Annotated in this window: 20 protein-coding genes; 15 read left to right on the top strand and 5 right to left on the bottom strand. The window is 62.9% G+C overall.

Annotated features, from left to right (window positions below):
* Window positions 1–31 precede the first annotated feature (31 nt).
* Together gluQRS and dksA are read right to left on the bottom strand one after the other, a co-directional pair.
* On the bottom strand, window positions 32–919 hold the full coding sequence (gluQRS, locus tag ACIQYU_RS23230) for a tRNA glutamyl-Q(34) synthetase GluQRS (protein ID WP_207834450.1): 888 nt from the start codon (window positions 917–919) through the stop codon (window positions 32–34).
* A gap of 64 nt (window positions 920–983) precedes the next feature.
* Entirely contained in the window at window positions 984–1,427 is a 444-nt protein-coding gene (gene dksA, locus ACIQYU_RS23225; RefSeq protein ID WP_025340685.1) for an RNA polymerase-binding protein DksA, read from the bottom strand.
* Window positions 1,428–1,637: 210 nt separating this feature from the next.
* Between dksA and ACIQYU_RS23220 the strand changes: the two genes are divergently transcribed.
* Together ACIQYU_RS23220 and sfsA are read left to right on the top strand one after the other, a co-directional pair.
* Window positions 1,638–2,810, top strand: coding sequence for a pyridoxal phosphate-dependent aminotransferase (locus ACIQYU_RS23220; RefSeq protein ID WP_063911773.1), 1,173 nt, complete (start codon window positions 1,638–1,640; stop codon window positions 2,808–2,810).
* Window positions 2,810–3,523 carry a DNA/RNA nuclease SfsA gene (gene sfsA, locus ACIQYU_RS23215; protein WP_207834381.1) on the top strand — a complete coding sequence of 238 codons (714 nt, stop codon included), beginning with the start codon at window positions 2,810–2,812 and terminating at the stop codon, window positions 3,521–3,523. The genes ACIQYU_RS23220 and sfsA overlap by 1 nt, the downstream gene beginning before the upstream one ends.
* Here the strand turns inward: sfsA and ACIQYU_RS23210 are convergent.
* Window positions 3,486–3,830 carry a Rieske (2Fe-2S) protein gene (locus ACIQYU_RS23210; RefSeq protein WP_207834384.1) on the bottom strand — a complete coding sequence of 115 codons (345 nt, stop codon included), beginning with the start codon at window positions 3,828–3,830 and terminating at the stop codon, window positions 3,486–3,488. The genes sfsA and ACIQYU_RS23210 overlap by 38 nt on opposite strands.
* A gap of 148 nt (window positions 3,831–3,978) precedes the next feature.
* Here ACIQYU_RS23210 and ACIQYU_RS23205 point away from each other — a divergent pair, with 148 nt between their 5' ends.
* The 4 genes from ACIQYU_RS23205 to ACIQYU_RS23190 all read left to right on the top strand — a co-directional run bounded on the left by ACIQYU_RS23205 (window position 3,979) and on the right by ACIQYU_RS23190 (window position 7,633).
* The gene (locus ACIQYU_RS23205) at window positions 3,979–4,863 is read left to right on the top strand and encodes a hemin ABC transporter substrate-binding protein (RefSeq protein WP_241106008.1); all 885 of its coding nucleotides are present in this window, start codon (window positions 3,979–3,981) and stop codon (window positions 4,861–4,863) included.
* A gap of 50 nt (window positions 4,864–4,913) precedes the next feature.
* Window positions 4,914–5,897 carry an iron ABC transporter permease gene (locus tag ACIQYU_RS23200; RefSeq protein ID WP_207834452.1) on the top strand — a complete coding sequence of 328 codons (984 nt, stop codon included), beginning with the start codon at window positions 4,914–4,916 and terminating at the stop codon, window positions 5,895–5,897.
* Window positions 5,897–6,664: a heme ABC transporter ATP-binding protein gene (locus ACIQYU_RS23195; protein ID WP_402802394.1), complete on the top strand. Its 768-nt coding sequence runs from the start codon at window positions 5,897–5,899 to the stop codon at window positions 6,662–6,664. Before ACIQYU_RS23200 ends, ACIQYU_RS23195 begins: the two co-directional genes overlap by 1 nt.
* Before the next feature lie 87 nt (window positions 6,665–6,751).
* A complete protein-coding gene (locus ACIQYU_RS23190) occupies window positions 6,752–7,633 on the top strand; it encodes a ChaN family lipoprotein (RefSeq protein WP_402802393.1) in 882 nt (293 codons plus the stop codon).
* Window positions 7,634–7,811: 178 nt separating this feature from the next.
* Here the strand turns inward: ACIQYU_RS23190 and ACIQYU_RS23185 are convergent, their stop codons facing one another.
* Both ACIQYU_RS23185 and ACIQYU_RS23180 read right to left on the bottom strand, forming a co-directional pair.
* On the bottom strand, window positions 7,812–8,090 hold the full coding sequence (locus tag ACIQYU_RS23185) for a TfoX/Sxy family protein (protein ID WP_207834408.1): 279 nt from the start codon (window positions 8,088–8,090) through the stop codon (window positions 7,812–7,814).
* A gap of 240 nt (window positions 8,091–8,330) precedes the next feature.
* A complete protein-coding gene (locus tag ACIQYU_RS23180) occupies window positions 8,331–9,893 on the bottom strand; it encodes a bifunctional aminoglycoside phosphotransferase/ATP-binding protein (protein WP_333956867.1) in 1,563 nt (520 codons plus the stop codon).
* Between the two features lie 116 nt (window positions 9,894–10,009).
* On the opposite strand from ACIQYU_RS23180, the gene mrcB reads away from it, so the two are divergent.
* From mrcB to msrQ, 9 genes are all read left to right on the top strand, one after another.
* Window positions 10,010–12,331, top strand: coding sequence for a penicillin-binding protein 1B (gene mrcB / locus ACIQYU_RS23175; protein WP_063911765.1), 2,322 nt, complete (start codon window positions 10,010–10,012; stop codon window positions 12,329–12,331).
* Between the two features lie 15 nt (window positions 12,332–12,346).
* Window positions 12,347–13,165 carry a M48 family metallopeptidase gene (locus ACIQYU_RS23170; RefSeq protein ID WP_267955817.1) on the top strand — a complete coding sequence of 273 codons (819 nt, stop codon included), beginning with the start codon at window positions 12,347–12,349 and terminating at the stop codon, window positions 13,163–13,165.
* Window positions 13,165–13,497 carry a YqcC family protein gene (locus ACIQYU_RS23165; protein WP_207834413.1) on the top strand — a complete coding sequence of 111 codons (333 nt, stop codon included), beginning with the start codon at window positions 13,165–13,167 and terminating at the stop codon, window positions 13,495–13,497. The genes ACIQYU_RS23170 and ACIQYU_RS23165 overlap by 1 nt, the downstream gene beginning before the upstream one ends.
* 408 nt (window positions 13,498–13,905) lie before the next feature.
* Window positions 13,906–15,630 (top strand): acetolactate synthase 3 large subunit, encoded by a 1,725-nt coding sequence (locus ACIQYU_RS23160; RefSeq protein ID WP_207834424.1) that lies wholly within the window; start codon window positions 13,906–13,908, stop codon window positions 15,628–15,630.
* Between the two features lies 1 nt (window position 15,631).
* Window positions 15,632–16,123 (top strand): acetolactate synthase small subunit, encoded by a 492-nt coding sequence (gene ilvN / locus ACIQYU_RS23155; protein WP_003250040.1) that lies wholly within the window; start codon window positions 15,632–15,634, stop codon window positions 16,121–16,123.
* A gap of 55 nt (window positions 16,124–16,178) precedes the next feature.
* The gene (gene ilvC, locus ACIQYU_RS23150; protein WP_013974255.1) at window positions 16,179–17,195 is read left to right on the top strand and encodes a ketol-acid reductoisomerase; all 1,017 of its coding nucleotides are present in this window, start codon (window positions 16,179–16,181) and stop codon (window positions 17,193–17,195) included.
* Window positions 17,196–17,345: 150 nt separating this feature from the next.
* A complete protein-coding gene (pssA, locus tag ACIQYU_RS23145) occupies window positions 17,346–18,197 on the top strand; it encodes a CDP-diacylglycerol--serine O-phosphatidyltransferase (RefSeq protein WP_003250045.1) in 852 nt (283 codons plus the stop codon).
* Window positions 18,198–18,276: 79 nt separating this feature from the next.
* Window positions 18,277–19,290, top strand: coding sequence for a protein-methionine-sulfoxide reductase catalytic subunit MsrP (gene msrP / locus ACIQYU_RS23140; protein ID WP_207834433.1), 1,014 nt, complete (start codon window positions 18,277–18,279; stop codon window positions 19,288–19,290).
* Window positions 19,290–19,901, top strand: a complete 612-nt coding sequence (msrQ, locus tag ACIQYU_RS23135) for a protein-methionine-sulfoxide reductase heme-binding subunit MsrQ (RefSeq protein ID WP_207834435.1) — start codon at window positions 19,290–19,292, stop codon at window positions 19,899–19,901. The genes msrP and msrQ overlap by 1 nt, the downstream gene beginning before the upstream one ends.
* Window positions 19,902–20,488: the final 587 nt, after the last annotated feature.

The raw sequence follows: 20,488 nt of genomic DNA, 5'->3' as shown, positions 1-20,488 counted from the left end.
CGGGTTTACCCGCGAAAGGGCCGGGCCTGCCTCAGCGCAAATCAGCCTCTGGCACCGTGGTCCGCTGCGCAATCGCCTCGGGCCGCCACTGCTTGCGCGCCACCGCCAGCACTTCAGCCGGCGTTGCCAGCAACAACTCGGGGTCTGCTTCCTGCCCCAGCGCCCGCAACGCCCGCAGCAACAGCGGTGTCGCCTGGTCTGCCTGCAGCGGCGGCGAGCGGTACGACTTGCCCAGCTTGTGCCCGTCCGGCTGCACGATCAGCGGAATATGCAGGTAACGCGGCTGCGAGAAGCCCAGCAACTCTTGCAGGTACAGCTGGCGCGGGGTGTTGTCGAGCAGGTCGGCGCCACGCACGATGTCGGTAACACCTTGCCAGGCATCGTCCAGCACCACCGCCAGCTGGTAGGCATACAGCCCGTCGCGGCGCTGGATGACGAAGTCGCCCACCTCACGCCCAAGGTGTTGCTGGTACTCGCCCTGCACCCGGTCGGTAAAGCGGTAGATCAGCTCCGGCACGCGCAAGCGGATTGCCGCACCTTCACGGGCATGCCCGGCGTTGCGGCACAGGCCTGGGTAGATACCGTTGTAACCCTCCAGCTGCTTGCGCGAGCAGGTGCAGGCGTAGGCCAGGCCCATGTTGAACAGGCGGTCGACCACCGCGGCATAGGCATCGTGCCGCTGGCTCTGGAACACCACTTCGCCATCCCACTCCAGGCCGTAGCGCTCCAGGGTCTGCAGGATCGCATCACGGGCACCGGGCATTTCCCGGGGTGGGTCGGTGTCTTCCATGCGCAGCAGCCAGCGGCCGTTGACGGCGCGGGCATCGAGCCAGGAGGCGAGGGCGGCGACCAGCGAGCCGAAGTGCAGGAAGCCGCTGGGGGTGGGGGCAAAACGCCCGATGTAGCTGGAGTCGGTCATGGTCAGGCTGGGCATATAAATGAAACGGGGCGCATGATGCGCCCCGTTCAGGTGGAAAGAAAGATCAGCCTTTGCCGACCGTTTTTTCCTTTTTCTCGGCGATTTCCTTGCAGTCGAAGCACAGGTCGGCGGTAGGGCGTGCCTCCAGGCGACGCAGGCCGATCTCGATGCCGCACGATTCGCACCAGCCGTACTCGTCGGCCTTGATCTTGTCGAGGGTCTTGTCGATTTTCTTGATCAGCTTGCGCTCGCGATCGCGGTTGCGCAGCTCCAGGGCGAATTCTTCTTCCTGGCTGGCGCGGTCGGCCGGGTCGGGGAAGTTGGCTGCCTCGTCCTTCATGTGGTCCACAGTGCGGTCGACACTGTTCATCAGCTCTTGCTTCCAGGCGCCGAGAAGCTTGGTGAAGTGCTTTTTCATGGGCTCGCCCATGTACTCTTCACCCTTGGTTTCTACGTAGGGCTCGACACCGTACATGGTCTGGGCTTTTTGCTTTTCTACGGTGGACATGAATAGACCGCCTCTCACTCATCTGATCCAATGCGCAGGCTGCTCCATCTCCGGCACCCGCCGGCCCTGCGACTGCGAGCCGCCGAACTTACCAGATAGATCAGGGGTGCGCTACCCCGCCCTATCCTGGTAATTGACAGCGGCGTGAGCCGCACGTTCGGTAGCGTGCAGAGGTAGAATCTCCAGTTTAGACCCATTTGAGAGAAGGTCATGGCCCACCCCTACAGTGCGCGCAGCCGCGCCATCGAACCCTTCCACGTCATGGCGTTGCTGGCCCGGGCCAACGAGCTGCAGGCGGCCGGACACGACGTGATTCACCTGGAAATCGGCGAACCGGACTTCACCACGGCCGCGCCCATCGTTGCCGCCGGCCAGGCGGCACTGGCCGCCGGGCACACCCGCTACACCGCCGCACGCGGCCTGCCGGCGCTGCGCGAAGCCATTGCCGGCTTCTATGGTCAGCGTTATGGCCTGAGTATCGACCCTGAACGCATCCTCATCACCCCGGGTGGCTCTGGTGCGCTATTGCTGGCCAGCAGCCTGCTGGTCGACCCGGGCAAGCACTGGCTGCTGGCCGACCCGGGCTACCCGTGCAACCGCCACTTCCTGCGCCTGGTCGAGGGCGGGGCGCAGTTGGTGCCGGTGGGCCCGGATGTGAACTACCAGCTGACCGCCGACCTTGTCGACCGCTACTGGGACAAGGACACGGTCGGTGCCCTGGTCGCCTCGCCGGCCAACCCGACCGGCACCGTGCTGGGGCGTGACGAGCTTGCCAGCCTGTCCCACGCTACCCGCGAACGGCATGGCCACCTGGTAGTGGACGAGATCTACCACGGGCTGACCTATGGCATGGACGCACCCAGCGTGCTGGAAGTGGACGACTCGGCATTCGTCCTGAATAGTTTTTCCAAGTATTTCGGCATGACCGGTTGGCGCCTCGGCTGGCTGGTAGCGCCCCCTGGCGCGGTGGCCGACCTGGAGAAGCTGGCACAAAACCTGTACATCAGTGCGCCAAGCATGGCCCAGCATGCCGCGCTGGCGTGTTTCCAGCCCGAAACCCTGGCCATTTTCGAGGAGCGCCGCGCCGAGTTCGCCCGCCGTCGCGACTACCTGTTGCCCGCCCTGCGCGAACTGGGCTTCCGCATTGCCGTCGAGCCGCAGGGGGCGTTCTACCTGTATGCCGACATCAGTGCCTTTGGCGGTGACGCGTTCGCCTTCTGCCGGCACTTCCTGGAGACCGAGCACCTGGCCTTCACCCCGGGCCTGGACTTCGGCCGCCACCTGGCCGGGCACCATGTGCGTTTTGCCTACACCCAGAGCCTGCCGCGCCTGGAAGAGGCAGTGCAGCGGATTGCCCGCGGCCTGCGGAGCTGGCAAGGCTGATGCAGTTCCATCCCCCACTCGAACAGGGCCGCCTGCTGCGCCGCTACAAGCGCTTTCTGGCGGATATCGAACTGCCCGGCGGCGAGCAGCTGACCATTCACTGCCCGAACACCGGCTCCATGCTCAACTGCATGCGTGAAGGCGGGCAGGTGTGGTTCAGCCGCTCCAACGACCCCAGGCGCAAATTGCCGGGCACCTGGGAAATCAGCGAAACCCCGCAGGGGCGGCTGGCCTGTGTGAATACCGGGCGGGCCAATCCGCTGGTCGAAGAGGCCCTGCGTGCCGGCATCATCGCCGAACTGGCCGGTTTCAGCGCGCTCAGGCGTGAGGTGGCTTACGGTGAGGAGGGCAGCCGCATCGACTTTCGTCTGGAGTTCGACGGTGCCCCGGCCTATGTCGAGGTCAAGAGCGTGACCCTGGGTTACCCCGACAGCACGGTCGCGGCCTTCCCTGATGCGGTGACCCAGCGCGGTGCCAAGCACCTGCGCGAGCTGGCGAAGCTGGCCAGGCAGGGCGTACGGGCGGTGCAGCTGTATTGCGTGAACCTGACCGCTGTCGACGCCGTGCGCCCGGCCGAGGAAATCGATGCGGCCTATGCCCAGGCCCTGCGCGCGGCGGTGGCGGAAGGGGTGGAGGTGCTGGCCTACGGTACGCGCCTGGACGCCGAAGGCATCGTCATCGACCGCCGCCTGCCGGTGCTGCTGACCCCTTGAACCAGATGCCCTGGCTGTCCTCGTGGCAGCCCAGGGCCTGCAGTTGCTCGCCCTCGCACGGCCCGGCCACGCATTCGCCGCTTTCGATCAGGAACAGCGCGCCATGATGGGCGCAATGGATCAGGCTGGCGCTGTCATCGAGAAACGCATCCTCTGCCCAGTTCAGCGGGATGCCACGGTGCGGGCAACGGTTGCGGTAGAGGTACACCTGGCCCTGGCGGCGCACACCGAACAGTTCGATGCCGTCTACGCTGAAGGCGCGGCCTTGGCCTTCGGCCAGGCCGTGGGAGGTACAAAGGAAGTGCATGGCAACGACGACTCGTGAAACAAGGGGTGGCTTGACGCATCAATGCGAATAATTATCAAATTGCCCGCATTCGCTGCGCCCGGCTGCCTATGGTGCGCAGTTCCGTCGCCCGCCACAAGGCGTGCGGCCCGCCTGCAGAAGGAACCCGATGATGCGCCATCCTGTCGCCTTGCTCGTCCTGTGCGCAAGCCTTGTGCTCTCCAACCAGGCCTTGGCGGCCGAGACGCCGCAGCGTTGGGTCAGCGCTGGTGGCGCACTGAGCGAATGGATCAGCGCGTTGGGCGGTGAGGCGCGGTTGGTGGGGGTGGACACCACCAGCCAGCACCCGTCATCGCTCAAGTCACTGCCCAGCGTTGGCTACCAGCGGCAGCTGTCGGCGGAAGGCATTCTCAGCCTGCGCCCGGATGTGCTGGTAGGCACCGAGGAAATGGGCCCGCCACCAGTATTGGCGCAAATCCGCAAGGCTGGCGTGCGGGTCGAACAGTTCTCCAGCAAGGCCGAACTGGCGGCGGTGGATGAAAACCTCAAGCACCTGGGGCAGTTGCTGGGCGCCGAACAGCAAGCCGCGGTGTTGGCGTCGGGCTACCACCAGAAGCTCGATGCCTTGCAGGCCAAGGTCAGGCAGGCCCAGGCCGGACAGAAGGCGCCAGGGGTGTTGCTACTGGTCGGGCATGCCGGGGCCAGGCCGCTGATCGCCGGGCAGGGCACCGCCGGTGACTGGCTACTGAGCCAGGCAGGCGGGCGCAACCTGGCAGAACATCAGGGCTACAGGAATTTCTCCAGCGAAGCACTGGCGGCGCTGGACCCGGATGTGATCGTGTTTTCCGACCGGGCGCTGGCCGATGAGCAGGCCTTGCAGGCGTTGCTGAAAGAGAACCCCGCACTGGCGGCCTCGCGCGCCGTGCGCGAAAAGCGCCTGGTGTCGCTTGACCCGACGCTGCTGGTCGGCGGGCTCGGGCCGCGCCTGCCGGCAACCCTGCAGTCGCTGGCGGCCACCTTCTACCCGGCTGCCAAGGCCAGCCTCGCTCAATGAAGCAGCGGGTCCAGCCACGCACGCTGTTAATCTGCCTGAGCCTGTTGTGCCTGTTGGCGGTCTGGTTGTCATTGGCCCTGGGGCCGGTCAGCCTGCCGCTGTTCGATACCCTGCGTGCCGGCCTGCGCCTGCTCGGGCTGCCCATCGCCGCTGATGGCCTGCAGCAGGCCGAGATGATCCTCGGCCAGATCCGCCTGCCGCGCACCTTGCTGGGGTTGGCGGTGGGCGCGGTGCTGGCGTTGTCCGGGGTGGCCATGCAGGGGCTATTCCGTAACCCGTTGGCCGACCCCGGGCTGGTAGGGGTTGCCGCCGGTGCGGCGGTGGGCGCGGCGGTGGCCATCGTTGGCGGCAGCTGGCTGGGCGGCATGCCGGATATGCTTGCCCCTTACCTGTTGTCGCTGTGCGCTTTCATCGGCGGGCTGGGTGTGACTGCGCTGGTCTATCGCCTGGGGCGGCGCGACGGCCAGACCAACGTTGCCACGATGCTGCTGGCCGGTGTGGCCATGACCGCGCTGGGCGGTGCTGCCGTGGGGTTGTTTTCCTACCTGGCCGACGATGCCACCCTGCGTACGCTGACCTTCTGGAACCTGGGCAGCCTCAACGGTGCCAGTTACCAGCGGCTATGGCCGTTGCTGCTGGTGGCAGCGGGTGTGGCGGTATGGCTGCCACGCCGGGCCAAGGCGCTGAATGCCATGCTGCTGGGTGAGTCGGAGGCGCGCCACCTGGGCATCGATGTGGAGCGACTCAAGCGCGAGCTGGTGTTCTGCACGGCGCTGGGTGTGGGTGCGGCGGTGGCCGCTGCCGGGCTGATCGGCTTCATCGGCCTGGTGGTGCCGCACCTGGTACGCCTGCTGGCCGGGCCTGATCATCGTGTGGTGCTGCCAGCTTCCTTGTTGGCCGGCGGCGTGCTGATGCTGTTCGCCGATTTGGCGGCGCGGCTGCTGCTGGCGCCTGCCGAGCTGCCGATTGGCATCGTCACGGCCTTTATCGGTGCGCCGTTCTTCCTTTTCTTGCTGATACGAGGACGCAGCTGATGTTGCAAGCCGAGGGCCTGCACTTGCGGCGGGGCAGCAACGAAGTGCTGCATGACATTCATCTGCAGCTGAGCCCGGGGCAGGTGGTAGGCGTGCTCGGCCCCAACGGTGCCGGCAAGAGCAGCCTGCTGGGTGTGCTGTGTGGTGAGCTGGCGCCCGATCGCGGGCGGGTGACGCTACAGGGCAGGCCACTGGCCGACTGGGCCGGGCCGGAACGGGCCAGGCGCCTGGCGGTGTTGCCGCAGGTGTCCAGCCTGGGGTTCTCGTTCCGGGTCGAGGAAGTGGTGGGCATGGGGCGCATGCCCCATGGCACCGGGCAGCGGCGCGACGCGGAAATCGTCGAGGCGGCCTTGCGGACGGCGGATGCCTGGCACCTGGTAGAGCGCAGTTACCTGGCATTGTCTGGCGGCGAGCGGCAAAGGGTGCACCTGGCCAGGGTGCTGGCGCAGCTGTGGCCGGGCGAAGCAGGCACTACGCTGCTGCTCGACGAGCCGACCTCGATGCTCGACCCGCTGCACCAGCACACCACCCTGGAAGCCGTGCGCCGCTTTGCCGACCGTGGCGCCGCGGTGCTGGTGATCCTGCATGACCTGAACCTGGCGGCGCGCTACTGTGACCGTATCCTGCTGCTGGAGCAGGGGCGCTGCCATGCCTTTGCAGCGCCCGAAGCCGTGCTGACGCCGGCGGCGTTGAAGGCGGTATACGGGATCGATGTACTGGTTCAGGCGCACCCGGAGCGTGGCCATCCGCTGATCATCACCCGTTGATGTGGGTATTCAAGACGCCGAGGCGTGCGCTCCCACAAGAGCTGGTGCAGGCCTATACATTGTTGAATGACATGGAGGTACTGCCCAATGCGACATCCGCTGCTGTCCGCTTTCTCGCTGGGCCTGGTACTGGTACTGGGTGGCTGCCAGGCCAGCCTGCCACCGCTGCCCGCTTGGCAGAGCAGTGAAGGGCGCAGCCATGCCGAGCTGGGACATATCGTTGATCTTGCCAGTGGCCAGCTGATCAGCCCTGAGCAGCTGGTGCAGCACCTGTCTGCCGCCCCCCGGGTGCTGGTCGGCGAGAAACACGACAACCCCGACCATCACGCGCTGCAGCTGTGGCTGCTGCGCGCCTTGCAAGGCCAGCGCGCGCAGGGCAGCCTGCTGCTGGAAATGCTGCAGCCCGAGCAGCAACCGCTGCTGGACAAGCTCGCGGGGCAACCTTTGCCGGCAGACCTGCCCAAGGCCCTGGCCTGGCAGGATGGCTGGGATTGGCAGCTGTACGGGCCAATCGTGACTGAAGCCTTGCAGCAGCGGGTGCCTTTGCTGGCCGCCAACCTCTCACCCGGCGAGATGCGCCAGGCCTATCGACAGCCGCCTTCGTTACCGGGCGAACGGTCCAATGCGCCGGCGGTCAAGGCCGCCCTGCTGGAGCAGGTGCGCGTCGGGCATTGCGGGATGCTGCCAGAAAGCCAGTTGCCGGCAATGCTGGCCGTGCAGCAGCAGCGCGACCGGCGCATGGCCGAGCGCTTGCTGGCGGCGCCGCAGCCGGCACTGCTGTTGGCCGGGGCTTATCACGTGCGCAAGGACCTGGGGGGGCCGTTGCACCTGGCTGACCTGCAAGCACAAGGGGAGAGCAAGGTACTGCTGCTGGCCGAGGTGGGTGAGCAGGTCGACACGGGCGAGGCTGATTATGTGTGGTACACAGCAGCGATGCCGGAGCAGGACTATTGTGCGCAACTGCGGTGACAGGGCTGCAAAGGGCAAAAAAAGACCCGGCAAATTGCCGGGTCAATAACCGTGATTAGCCTGATGAGGAGATAATCTGAGAGTCCGAACCAGGGGCTCTTAGCTTATCCAACCAGTCTCGCGACCAGTTGTGATAATCATAACGATTCTCATTTCGGCGTCAATCCCTTTCCTGTGATTATTTTTTATTTTTTTGCGCAGGGCTTTTCGCATCCAGTTGTTGGTTGAGCGCTTCTTTGCGTTCGAGCGGCAAATCGTTCCAGTGCATGTCCAGCAGGGCGCCTTCAATGGCATACAACAGCACCTTCGATGCGCGGAACCCTCGTGTCTTCACGGCCTGGTACGCACCCACCGCGCCCAGGCGGCGCAGATCCGATGCGCTGTGGATGCCGGCTGCATGCAGCCACTGCGCAGAGGTCTTGCCAAGGTTCTTCAGATGCTGCAATTCATCGTTCATCGAGCCTCCTTGCGATGGCTGAACGGGGATTGGGGGATAAATCGCGAGCAGGTCAGAGAGGAGTGTAGCGGGGGTTAGGAAATGCGCGGCCTTTTGCCATCGGGGGCGACGAGATGTCCTGTGCCGGCCTCTTCGCGGGCTTGCCCGCTCCCACAGGTACTGCGTCAGTCGTGAGGCTTGCAGATAACCTTGTGGGAGCGGGTTCACTCGCGAAGAGGTCGGCCCAGGAAAACGCTGAGCTTACAGGCCAGGCAGGCGCTGGCGAATCTGCTCGATCACCTGGTCCATGCTACCGGCATTCTGGGTATTGACGCGGGTGCTCTGCACCAGTTCCTGTGCATCCAGCGGCTCACGGCTGGCCTGCTGGGCCTTGACCACTTCCAGGGTGGCATCCGACGGGTCGGTGTTTTCTGCCTGGCGCTGCTCCAGCCAGCTGGCGATGACCGCATCCGGCGCATGGCAGTCGAGGATCAGGAACGGCACCCCGGTCTGGCTGGCGATGTCCGCTGCGGCCTGGCGCTGTTCACGCTTGAGGTAGGTGGCATCCAGCACCACCGGGAAGCCGGCACGCAGCACGGTCGCCGCCACCTCGTGCAGGCGCTGGTAAGTTGCGACACTGGCGTCCTGGTCATAGATGCCGGTACTCAGCTGACCAGCGTCAGCCTGCTGCTGTTCGCCGAACAGGCGCTTGCGCTCCACGTCCGAACGCACGCGGACGGCACCCAGGGCCTCGACCATGCGCATGGCCACGTGGCTTTTGCCCACTGCCGAAACGCCGTGGGTAATGGCCAGCAGGCGCGACGGGATGGCGCTGTAGCTTTCTGCCAGGTTGGCATAGTTGCGGTAGGTGCGCAGGGTGGTGGCGCGCTGCACGCCATCGGCATCGGCCGGCATGCTGAACAGCGCCACCTTGGCCCGCACCAGCGCGCGGTAGGCTTTGTAGAAGTTGAGCAGTTCCAGGCCTTCGTAGTCGCCGGTCAGTTCCAGGTACTGGCTGATGAAGCGCCGGGCCAGGCATTTCAGGCCACGGTCTTCCAGGTCCATGGCCAGGAAGCTGGTGTCGGCATACACGTCGGTCAGGCGGAACGGTTCGTTGAACTCGATGCAGTCGAAGATCACCACCTTGCCATCGATCAGGGTGGCGTTGCCCAAGTGGATGTCACCGTGGCATTCACGGATGAAACCATTGGCCTTGCGCTTTTCCAGCAGGCCATGCAGGCGCTCGAAACTGCTGCGTGCCCAGGCCTGCAGGGCGTCGAGCTGTTGCAGGTCGGCCTTGTCGCTGAGGAACGGGCGAATCTGCTCGAAGTTCTGCTCCACCGGCGCCATCACGCTGTCTGGTGTGCCCAGTGGGTGCTCCACCGGCACACGCGGGGCCTGCAGATGGAATTCGGCGATCTGCCGGGCCATCTGGTCGATGTGCGCAGCATTCAGCTCGCCATTGGCCTGCAGGGTGTTGAGCATCTGCCCCTGGGGGAACTGGCGCATCTTCAGCACGTATTCGATGGCTTCGCCTTCACCACCGATCTGTGGTGCGTCAACGCTGCCGGTGATCGGCAACACTTCCAGGTACAGACCGTCGGTCAGGCGCTGGTTCAGGCGCAATTCCTCGTTACAGAAATGCTGGCGCTGGTCCAGGCTGGTGAAGTCGAGGAAGCCGAAGTTCATCGGTTTCTTGACCTTGTAGGCATACTCGCCGGTGAGCAATACCCAGGAGATATGCGTCTCGATGAGCTGGAACCCATCCACGGGGTGAGGGTACAGGGCTGGGTTCTGCAACGCAGTGATAAGGGCTTGGCTCACGGGAAATCCTTCCGGGGGCAGGGAATTCGAATGCGCCATTATGGTCAATGGTGCCGTCCCTGCCTACCGCCGGGGGCGTCTGCCCAGCCTTTATAAAGTGCGTATAATCCGCCGTCATGACCCGAACCCGAAATCCCCGTACCCCTCAGAAACGCCCGACCGGCCGCTCCCGCGCCTGGCTGGGCTGGGCTTTGAAGCTCAGCCTGGTCGGCCTGGTGATCGTCGCCGGCTTCGCGGTTTACCTCGATGCCATCGTCCAGGAGAAGTTTTCCGGCAAGCGCTGGACCATCCCGGCCAAGGTGTATGCCCGGCCGCTGGAACTGTTCACCGGCCAGAAACTGAGCAAGAACGACTTCCTCACCGAGCTGGACGCGCTCGGTTACCGGCGTGAAAGCGCGGCCAACGGCCCGGGGGCGGCGGCAGTCAACGGCAATACCGTCGAGCTCAATACCCGTGGCTTCCAGTTCTACGAGGGCATGGAGCCGGCGCAGTTCGTGCGTGTGCGCTTCTCCGGCGATTACGTGGCGGGCCTTTCCGGCGCCAACGGCAAGACGCTCGACGTAGTGCGCCTGGAGCCGCTGATGATCGGCGGCATCTACCCGAAAAACCTCGAAGACCGCATCCTGATCAAGATCGACCAGGTGCCGCCGTACCTGCTCGAAACCCTGGTGGCGACGGAAGACCGCGACTTCTACAGCCACTTCGGGGTGTCGCCCAAGTCCATCGCCCGCGCCATGTGGGTCAACACCTCGGCAGGTTCCATGCGCCAGGGGGGCAGTACCCTGACCCAGCAGTTGGTGAAGAACTTCTACCTCACCAGCGAGCGTAGCCTCAGCCGCAAGCTGACCGAAGCGATGATGGCCGTGCTGCTGGAACTGCACTACGACAAACGCGAGATCCTCGAGGCCTACCTCAACGAGGTGTTCGTCGGCCAGGATGGCCAGCGTGCGGTGCACGGCTTCGGCCTTGCCAGCCAGTTCTTCTTCAGCCAACCGCTGTCGGAGCTGAAACTGCACCAGATCGCCTTGTTGGTGGGCATGGTCAAGGGGCCGTCCTACTACAACCCGCGTCGCTACCCTGACCGCGCCCTGGCCCGCCGCAACCTGGTGCTCGATCTGGTGGCCGAGCAGGGCGTGGCCAGCCAGGCAGAAGTCGATGCCGCGAAGAAGATGCCGCTGGGCGTGACCAAGCGTGGCAGCCTGGCCGACAGCTCGTTCCCGGCCTTCCTCGACCTGGTCAAGCGTCAGCTGCGCCAGGACTACCGCGATGAAGACCTGACCGAAGAAGGCCTGCGCATCTTCACCAGCTTCGACCCGATCCTGCAGATGAAGGCCGAAACCTCGATGAGCGAGACCTTCAAGCGCCTGGCGGGCCGCAAGGGCGCTGACGAGGTGGAGTCGGCGATGGTCGTGACCAACCCGGAAACCGGTGAAGTGCAGGCGCTGATCGGCAGCCGCCAGGCCGGCTTCGCCGGCTTCAACCGCGCCATCGATGCCGTGCGGCCGATCGGCTCGCTGGTCAAGCCGGCGGTGTACCTGACCGCGCTGGAGCAACCGACCAAGTACACCCTGACCAGCTGGGTGCAGGACGAACCGTTCTCGGTCAAAGGTGCCGATGGCCAGGTCTGGCGCCCGCAAAACTATGACCGCCGCCCGCATGGCACCATCTATCTGTATCAGGGTCTGGCCAACTCCTACAACCTGTCGACTGCCAAGATCGGCCTGGAAGTGGGCGTGCCCAACGTGATCAAGACCATTGGCCGGCTGGGCGTGAATGTCGACTGGCCGGCGTTCCCGGCCATGCTGCTGGGTGCCGGCGGCATGTCGCCGATGCAGGTCGCGACCATGTACCAGACCATCGCCAACGGCGGCTTCAACACCCCGATGCGCGGTATCCGCAGCGTGCTCACCGCCGAAGGTGAGCCGCTCAAGCGCTACCCGTTCCAGATCCAGCAAACCTTCGACCCGGGGGCCATCTACCTGGTGCAGAACGCCATGCAGCGGGTGATGCGCGAGGGCACCGGCCGCTCGGTATACAACACGTTGCCGCGCAACCTCACCCTGGCGGGCAAGACCGGTACCAGTAACGATTCGCGCGACAGCTGGTTCTCCGGCTTCAGCCAGGACCTGCTGGCGGTGGTGTGGATGGGCCGTGACGATAACGGCAAAACGCCATTTACCGGCGCCACCGGTGCCCTGCAAGTGTGGACCAGCTTCATGAAAAAGGCCGACCCGCTGCCGCTGGACATGCCGCAACCGGATAACGTGGTGCAGGCCTGGATCGACCCATACAGTGGCCATGGGTCTGATGGCAGCTGTCCGGGAGCGGTGCAGATGCCGTATATTCGCGGCAGTGAACCGCCCGCCGGCGCGACCTGTGGCGGCGAGCAGGATCCAGTTGAATCGGTCATGGACTGGGTCAAGGGCTGGATGAATTAAGCACAGGCTGCATTGATGAGGTGTGACGTGAACAAGTGGCTGTTTCCTGCCGTGACGGCGCTGGCGGTGCTCCAGGGGTGCGCCAGCGTCCCGCGCGGCAATATTCCGGTGGTCGACTCGAGCACCCGCGTGTCCAACAGTGAACGCGTGACGGCCAACCGCTCTGCGGGTGGCTATAACGCGGGCACCGCGCAGGCGCAAACGCTGCCTGAGGATTCCGGCGTCACCGTGATGATCCCCCAGGGCGCTGGCGCTTCGGGCATCCAGACGTTCCCGGCGGCCAATGGCGCGGCGCCGATCAGCACCTCGCCGATTACCCCGGGGCCGATCACCTCCGGACCGATCACTACAGCGCCGGTCGGTTCGGCACCGATGACCACCAACCCCAACCCGATCGCCGACGAACCCTTCGACATCGCGGCGATGAACAGCGCTTCGCAAAGCACCAGTGCGCCAACCGGTATCCCACGTAGCAGCGCTGCTGCGGGTGGCCTGTCGGCCGATGAGCAACTGGACGGCCCGGTGCTGGCGCTGCTGACTACCGCGAAGACGCAGCAGGGCAGTGGTGACTTCAACGGTGCCGCCTCGAGCCTGGAGCGCGCCCAGCGCATTGCCCCGCGCGAGCCACAGGTGCTGTACCGCCTGGCCCAGGTGCGCCTGTCGCAAGGTGATGCGCCGCAGGCCGAGCAGCTGGCGCGTCGCGCCCTGACTTACGCCAACGGCCGCCCGAGCCTGCAGGCCGAGCTGTGGAACACCATCGCCCAGGCCCGCGAAAAGCAGGGTGACAGCGCTGGCGCCGCCCTGGCCCGGCAAAAGGCCCGGGTCAATTCGTGATGATCGAGCAGCGTATTCTGGATATTGCCGACCACCTGATGCTGATCGAGCGTGAACTGCAGGTGCAAGGCTGGTGGGGTGACGAGCCACCCAGCGATGAGGCACTGGCCAGTACGGTGCCTTTCGCTGTCGATACCCTCAGTTTCGAGCAGTGGCTGCAATGGATCTTCCTGCCGCGCATGAAGATCATCATCGAGTTGGGTCAGCCGCTGCCCAACGCCTCCGGCATCCTGGTCATGGCCGAAACCGTGTTTACCGACCGGCCAGAGCAAAGTCGTGAGCTGCGCCGCCTGTTGGCAGCATTTGACCAATTGATTGCTCCTTCCGCCTGATTTCTTCAGTTTTTCCTTCAAGGGCCGCAGATTGTGGCCCTTTTTTATGGAAATCTTATTAATTCTGCTGCTGAAGCGATTTTTAGTGGTGGCAGGAATTCATCTTGGGGAAAAATTGGCAATAATTTTTCTTGACTTGTTGGCGCCGAATCAGAAGAATCCAATCTCCGCTGTAGAGGGACTGCCAGAAGCAGACCCGCTAAGCAGATCATGAGGCGCACACCCGCGCCGACCTGTTACACCCCGCAACGCGTTACCTCGCGCTGGGTGGGAAAACCCCGCAACACTCTGGGGCGCTCCCAATACTTGCTCAGTCAGTGCTGACGTTCGCTCATGCTCTGCTTGGCAGTAAACCTATTAAGACCCGTCCAGTGAGGGCGGTATTCTGGCGTTTTAGAGGTGAACAACGTGGAGCTTTTATCTGGCGCTGAGATGGTCGTCCGCTTCTTGCGTGACGAAGGCGTTAAGCACATCTACGGGTACCCTGGTGGTGCTCTCCTGCATGTTTACGACGCGCTGTTCAAGGAACCGGAAGTCGAGCACATCCTGGTTCGTCATGAGCAGGCAGCTACCCATATGGCGGACGGCTACGCCCGCGCCACCGGCAAGGCCGGCGTGGTGCTGGTAACCTCCGGCCCGGGCGCGACCAATGCCATTACCGGTATTGCCACCGCCTACATGGATTCGATTCCGATGGTCATTCTGTCCGGCCAGGTGCCTAGCACCATGGTGGGGACCGATGCCTTCCAGGAAACCGACATGATCGGTATTTCGCGGCCGATCGTGAAGCACAGCTTCATGATCAAACATGCCAGCGAAATCCCCGAAGTTCTGAAAAAAGCATTCTACCTGGCGCAATCCGGTCGCCCAGGTCCGGTCGTGGTCGACATTCCAAAAGATATGACCAACCCGGCCGAGAAGTTCGAATACGTCTACCCGAAAAAGGTCAAGCTGCGCTCCTACAGCCCGGCGGTACGCGGCCACTCCGGCCAGATCCGCAAGGCGGCCGAGATGCTGCTGGCGGCCAAGCGCCCGATCGTCTACTCCGGTGGCGGCGTGATTCTCGGTGGTGGCTCCGAAGCCCTGACCGATATCGCCAAGTCGCTGAACCTGCCTGTCACCAATACCCTGATGGGTCTGGGTGGCTTCCCGGGTACCGACCGCCAGTTCCTCGGCATGCTCGGCATGCACGGCAGCTTCACTGCCAACATGGCCATGCACCATGCCGACGTCATCTTCGCCGTCGGTGCCCGCTTTGACGACCGCGTGGTCAACGGCCCGGCCAAGTTCTGCCCGAACGCCAAGATCATCCACATCGACATCGACCCGGCGTCGATCTCCAAGATGATCAAGGCCGATGTGCCAATCGTCGGCCCGGTCGACAGCGTGCTCAGCGAAATGCTCGGCATCCTCAAGGAAATCGGCGAGCAGCCTGACAAGGCGGCGCTGGATGCCTGGTGGAAGCAGATCGACGAATGGCGTGGCAATGGCGAGCTGTTCCCTTACGACAAGGGCGACGGTAATGTCATCAAGCCGCAGAAAGTCATCGAGACCCTGTGCGAAGTGACCAATGGCGATGCCTTCGTCACCTCCGACGTGGGCCAGCACCAGATGTTCGCGGCGCAGTACTACCGCTTCAACAAGCCGAACCGCTGGATCAACTCCGGTGGCCTGGGCACCATGGGCTTCGGCTTCCCGGCGGCGATGGGCGTCAAGCTCAACTTCCCGGACCAGGACGTTGCTTGCGTGACCGGCGAAGGCAGCATCCAGATGAACATCCAGGAGCTGTCCACCTGCATGCAGTACGGCCTGCCGGTGAAGATCGTCAACCTGAACAACGGTGTGTTGGGCATGGTCCGCCAGTGGCAGGACATGGCCTACAACGGTCGTCACTCGCACTCGTACGTCGAGTCGCTGCCTGACTTCATCAAGCTGGCCGAGGCCTATGGCCATGTGGGTATCCGCATCACCAGCCTGAAGGACCTCAAGCCGAAGCTGGAAGAAGCGTTTGCGATGAAGGACCGCCTGGTGTTCATCGACATCGCGGTTGACCGCAGTGAGCACGTCTATCCGATGCAGATCAAGGATGGCTCGATGCGTGACATGTGGCTGAGCAAGACGGAGCGTACCTGATATGCGGCACATCATTTCCCTGCTGCTGGAAAACGAACCAGGTGCGTTGTCCCGTGTGGTCGGCCTGTTCTCCCAGCGTAACTACAACATTGAAAGCCTGACCGTGGCGCCGACCGAAGACCCGACCCTGTCGCGTCTGACGCTGACCACCGTTGGCCATGACGAAGTGATCGAACAGATCACCAAGAACCTGAACAAGCTGGTCGAAGTGGTCAAGCTCGTCGACCTGTCGGAAAGCGCTCATATCGAGCGTGAACTGATGTTGGTCAAGGTCAAGGCCACCGGTGCCCAGCGCGCCGAGATCAAGCGCACCACGGATATCTTCCGTGGCCAGATCGTCGATGTGACCGCCAGCGTGTACACCGTACAGCTGAGCGGCACCAGCGACAAACTGGACAGCTTCATCCAGGCGATCGGCACTGCATCGATTCTCGAAACCGTGCGCAGCGGCGTTACCGGCATTGCCCGTGGCGACAAAGTGCTCAGCATCTAAATTCAAAAATTAGCGATGGCTCCGCAGGGGCCGAGATATAACCAGGGGTATTTTCATGAAAGTTTTCTACGATAAAGACTGCGACCTTTCCATCATCCAGGGTAAGAAAGTCGCCATCATCGGTTACGGTTCCCAGGGCCACGCTCAGGCGTGCAACCTGAAGGACTCCGGTGTGGATGTCACCATCGGTCTGCGTAAAGGTTCGGCCACCGTTGCCAAGGCAGAAGCCCACGGCCTGAAAGTGACCGACGTTGCCTCTGCCGTCGCTGCTGCCGACCTGGTCATGATCCTGACCCCGGACGAATTCCAGGGCCAGCTGTACAAGCAGGAAATCGAGCCGAACATCAAGAAGGGCGCTACCCTGGCCTTCTCCCACGGCTTCTCGATCCACTACAACCAGGTCGTTCCGCGTGCCGACCTCGACGTGATCATGATCGCGCCGAAAGCCCCTGGCCACACCGTGCGTTCCGAGTTCGTGAAAGGCGGCGGCATCCCTGACCTGATCGCTATCTACCAGGACGCTTCGGGCAACGCCAAGAACGTCGCCCTGTCCTACGCTTCGGGCGTAGGTGGCGGCCGTACCGGCATCATCGAAACCACCTTCAAGGACGAGACCGAGACCGACCTGTTCGGTGAGCAGGCCGTTCTGTGCGGCGGTACCGTCGAGCTGGTCAAGGCCGGTTTCGAGACCCTGGTCGAAGCTGGCTACGCGCCGGAAATGGCCTACTTCGAGTGCCTGCACGAGCTGAAGCTGATCGTTGACCTCATGTACGAAGGCGGCATCGCCAACATGAACTACTCGATCTCCAACAACGCCGAGTACGGTGAGTACGTAACCGGTCCGGAAGTCATCAACGAAGAATCCCGCAAGGCCATGCGCAACGCCCTGAAGCGCATCCAGGACGGCGAGTACGCGAAGATGTTCATCTCCGAAGGTGCTACCAACTACCCATCGATGACCGCCAAGCGCCGTAACAACGCCGCTCACGGCATCGAAATCATCGGCGAGCAACTGCGTTCGATGATGCCGTGGATCTCGGCTAACAAAATCGTCGACAAGACCAAGAACTAAGTCTTGTCGAAAGATGAAAAACGCGGCTTCGGCCGCGTTTTTTCGTTCTGGCAGTCAGCTTCTGGTATAAAGCAGACCAGTGGCTTGCCGTCAGAACCTGTTTTGCAGGCCCGTGTCGAACATTTTCCATCCTGTTGCAAGGTACCCTCCATGAGCGAACGTCCCGAAGAGCCGAACAAGCCCTCCGACGCCGAAAGCCTGCTACCTGTCGATGAGCACGTTGAAGAAGGGCATGACGCCGAAGGGCGCAAGGTGCGCCATCGCGGCATCTATCTGCTGCCCAACCTGTTTACCACCGCCAACCTGTTTGCCGGTTTCTATTCCATCATCAGCTCGATGAGCGCGCAGAGCGCCCTGAGCGCCGGTGACCCGCGCGAGGCGAGCAAGTACTTTGCCTTTGCTGCCATCGCCATCTTCGTGGCCATGGTGCTCGACGGCCTCGACGGCCGTGTCGCGCGCATGACCAACACCCAGAGCGCCTTTGGTGCCGAGTACGACTCGCTGTCGGACATGGTCGCCTTTGGTGTGGCTCCGGCCTTGCTGGCCTTTGGCTGGGCGCTGGGCGACATGGGCAAGGTCGGCTGGATGGTCGCCTTCATCTATGTGGCCGGTGCAGCACTGCGCCTGGCACGCTTCAATACCCAGGTCGGCACCGCCGACAAGCGCTACTTCATCGGCCTGGCCAGCCCGGCTGCCGCGGGCGTGGTCGCGGGTACCGTGTGGGCGTTCAGTGACTACGGCATCCAGGGCTCCAAGCTGTCGTTCCTGGTGGCACTGCTGGTGGCTGCTGCCGGCATGCTGATGGTCAGCAACATCAAGTACAACAGCTTCAAGGAACTGGACCTCAAGGGCCGTGTGCCGTTCGTGGCGATCCTGGCCGTGGTGCTGGTGTTTGCCGTGGTGTTCAGCGACCCGCCGCGTATCCTGCTGCTGATCTTCCTTGCCTATGCGGCTTCGGGGCCGATCCAGTTCCTGCTGAAGGCACGTCGTCGCAAAGCGTGACAATCATTTAATGCTGGAATAACCCGCCGGCTCCATAGTCTTACTGGTACATCCGTTATCCAGTGCTGTGGAGCCGCTCATGCTCATCAAGCTACCCAGGTCTTCCGAGTGCAAGGCGTCGGAGATCACCCCCGAAGGCATCTACCTCTCCCGTCGTACCCTGCTGGGTGGCTCGTTGGCCGGCCTGGCCCTGGGCGCTTTGCCGGGCATGACGCGCGCGGCCGAGGCCAGCCGTTACGCCGATGTCGAGGCGGGCAAGGCGCCGGGCTGGTTCAATGAAAAGCTCGCGGCCACGCAATGGCAGGCAGTAACGGTCAAGGGGGAGGCAATCACGCCGTTCAAGGATGCCACCCACTACAACAACTTCTATGAGTTCGGGCCCGACAAGGGCGACCCGGCGGCCAATGGCGACAGCCTGAAAACCGAACCGTGGAGCGTTGTGGTCGATGGTGAAGTGGGTAAGCCCGGGCGCTATGCGCTGGAGGACTTCGTCAAACCGTACCAGCTTGAGGAGCGCATCTACCGGCTGCGTTGCGTAGAGGCATGGTCGATGGTCATTCCGTGGCTGGGCTTTCCGTTGGCGCAGGTGCTCAAGCAGGTCGAGCCGACTTCCAGGGCGCGTTATGTGCGCTTCGAAACCCTGAAGGATCCGGAGCACATGCCGGGGCAGCGCTCGGGGTTCGCCTTGATCGACTGGCCATATAGAGAAGGCTTGCGCCTGGACGAGGCGATGCATCCGTTGGCGATCCTGGCGGTCGGGATGTATGGCCGGGAGCTGCCCAGTCAGAATGGTGCGCCGTTGCGGCTGGTGGTGCCGTGGAAGTATGGTTTCAAGAGCATCAAGTCGATCGTGCGTATCAGCCTGGTGGCCGACCAGCCCGGCACCACCTGGGAAGGGTTGGCGCCGGATGAATACGGTTTCTATGCCAATGTGAACCCGACGGTCGACCACCCGCGTTGGAGCCAGGCGCGCGAGCGGCGGCTGCCCAGCGGGCTGTTCAGTCCCAATGTGCGGGAAACCCAGATGTTCAATGGCTATGCCGATGAAGTGGCGTCGCTGTATACCGGGCTCGATCTGCGGAAGAACTATTGATGCGTTACCCCTGGTTTCGTCTGGCCATCTTTGTCGTGGGATGCCTGTTCCCGGTGTGGTGGTTGTATGAGGCAGCGATGAATCTGCTGGGGCCTGATCCCGGGAAGATCATGATGGACCGCCTTGGGCTCGGGGCGCTGACCTTTCTGCTGGTTACCTTGAGCATGACCCCGCTGCAGAAACTGACGGGCTGGTCTGGCTGGATCGTGGTGCGCCGGCAGCTGGGTCTGTGGGTGTTTGCCTATATCGTGCTGCACATCCTGGCTTATCTGTTCTTTATCCTTGGGCTGGATTGGGGGCAGTTGGCGGTGGAGTTGCGCAAGCGGCCTTACATTATTGTGGGTGCGCTTGGGTTTCTCGGGTTGCTGGCCCTGGCGGTTACCTCGAATCGGTATAGCCAGCGGCGGTTGGGGGCGAGGTGGAAGAAGCTGCACCGGTTGGTGTACGTGATACTTGGGTTGGGTTTGCTGCATTTTCTGTGGATCGTGCGCTCGGATCTGCGGGAGTGGGCTGTTTATGCCTTTATTGGTGTTGTGTTAATGGCGTTGCGGGTTCCTGTGGTTTCGCGGGTGCTTCCCAAGCTTGCTCGGAGGCAGGGGAAGGCGGTTTGAGGGGCTGTTTGGGGCCTGTCATGAAATTGAGTTGGATTCGAGATGTGCCTGCCTTTAGTCTTCTGGCGCCTGTGAGATCGAGCGCCGCCCGCGCGGCGCTCGATCTCACAGGCGCAGCAAGGCTTGTGGCAAGCACCTGGTGGCCCTGAAACGGTCTTTTTCTCTTATATTTCAATTTCTTGAAATTAAAGGTTGACGCCCATCCGAATCCCCTTATAATGCGCCCCACTTCCAGCGGCAACGGAACGACAAACTCCTTGATATTCAACGAGTTAGACGATTCGGAAGGTGCTGAAAGGGCTTCGATCAAATGATCGATGGCGGTTGAGATGAAGGTTGACAGCGGTTTTAAACGCTGTATTATTCGCCTCCCGCTACGAGAGATCGCAGCGAGTCAAGTGTTTGAAGTCAAACGAGTTTCTCGCAAAAAACTTCAAAATAAACGCTTGACAGCAAATGAGGAAAGCGTAGAATGCGCGCCTCGGTTGAGATGAAAAGCTCTTGACCAAACGCTCTTTAACAAATCGAATCAAGCAATTCGTGTGGGTGCTTGTGAGTACGGACTGATAGTCACAAAGATTATCAGC

Origin of the sequence: Pseudomonas sp. NPDC096925 (assembly GCF_044762545.1) — a bacterium.
Lineage (GTDB): Bacteria > Pseudomonadota > Gammaproteobacteria > Pseudomonadales > Pseudomonadaceae > Aquipseudomonas.
Note: the sequence above shows the minus strand (reverse complement) of the source record. Positions and strands in the feature narration are given on the sequence as shown.

What these genes read in the sequence shown, in the direction of transcription:
- ACIQYU_RS23165 (WP_207834413.1), top strand. Translation starts at nt 13,165, where the DNA reads ATGATCGAGCAGCGTATTCTGGATATTGCCGACCACCTGATGCTGATC.
- gluQRS (WP_207834450.1), bottom strand. Translation starts at nt 919, where the DNA reads ATGACCGACTCCAGCTACATCGGGCGTTTTGCCCCCACCCCCAGCGGC.
- ilvN (WP_003250040.1), top strand. Translation starts at nt 15,632, where the DNA reads ATGCGGCACATCATTTCCCTGCTGCTGGAAAACGAACCAGGTGCGTTG.
- ACIQYU_RS23205 (WP_241106008.1), top strand. Translation starts at nt 3,979, where the DNA reads ATGATGCGCCATCCTGTCGCCTTGCTCGTCCTGTGCGCAAGCCTTGTG.
- sfsA (WP_207834381.1), top strand. Translation starts at nt 2,810, where the DNA reads ATGCAGTTCCATCCCCCACTCGAACAGGGCCGCCTGCTGCGCCGCTAC.
- ACIQYU_RS23185 (WP_207834408.1), bottom strand. Translation starts at nt 8,090, where the DNA reads ATGAACGATGAATTGCAGCATCTGAAGAACCTTGGCAAGACCTCTGCG.
- pssA (WP_003250045.1), top strand. Translation starts at nt 17,346, where the DNA reads ATGAGCGAACGTCCCGAAGAGCCGAACAAGCCCTCCGACGCCGAAAGC.
- ACIQYU_RS23210 (WP_207834384.1), bottom strand. Translation starts at nt 3,830, where the DNA reads ATGCACTTCCTTTGTACCTCCCACGGCCTGGCCGAAGGCCAAGGCCGC.
- msrQ (WP_207834435.1), top strand. Translation starts at nt 19,290, where the DNA reads ATGCGTTACCCCTGGTTTCGTCTGGCCATCTTTGTCGTGGGATGCCTG.
- ilvC (WP_013974255.1), top strand. Translation starts at nt 16,179, where the DNA reads ATGAAAGTTTTCTACGATAAAGACTGCGACCTTTCCATCATCCAGGGT.
- mrcB (WP_063911765.1), top strand. Translation starts at nt 10,010, where the DNA reads ATGACCCGAACCCGAAATCCCCGTACCCCTCAGAAACGCCCGACCGGC.
- ACIQYU_RS23190 (WP_402802393.1), top strand. Translation starts at nt 6,752, where the DNA reads ATGCGACATCCGCTGCTGTCCGCTTTCTCGCTGGGCCTGGTACTGGTA.
- msrP (WP_207834433.1), top strand. Translation starts at nt 18,277, where the DNA reads ATGCTCATCAAGCTACCCAGGTCTTCCGAGTGCAAGGCGTCGGAGATC.
- ACIQYU_RS23195 (WP_402802394.1), top strand. Translation starts at nt 5,897, where the DNA reads ATGTTGCAAGCCGAGGGCCTGCACTTGCGGCGGGGCAGCAACGAAGTG.
- ACIQYU_RS23220 (WP_063911773.1), top strand. Translation starts at nt 1,638, where the DNA reads ATGGCCCACCCCTACAGTGCGCGCAGCCGCGCCATCGAACCCTTCCAC.
- ACIQYU_RS23170 (WP_267955817.1), top strand. Translation starts at nt 12,347, where the DNA reads ATGAGGTGTGACGTGAACAAGTGGCTGTTTCCTGCCGTGACGGCGCTG.
- dksA (WP_025340685.1), bottom strand. Translation starts at nt 1,427, where the DNA reads ATGTCCACCGTAGAAAAGCAAAAAGCCCAGACCATGTACGGTGTCGAG.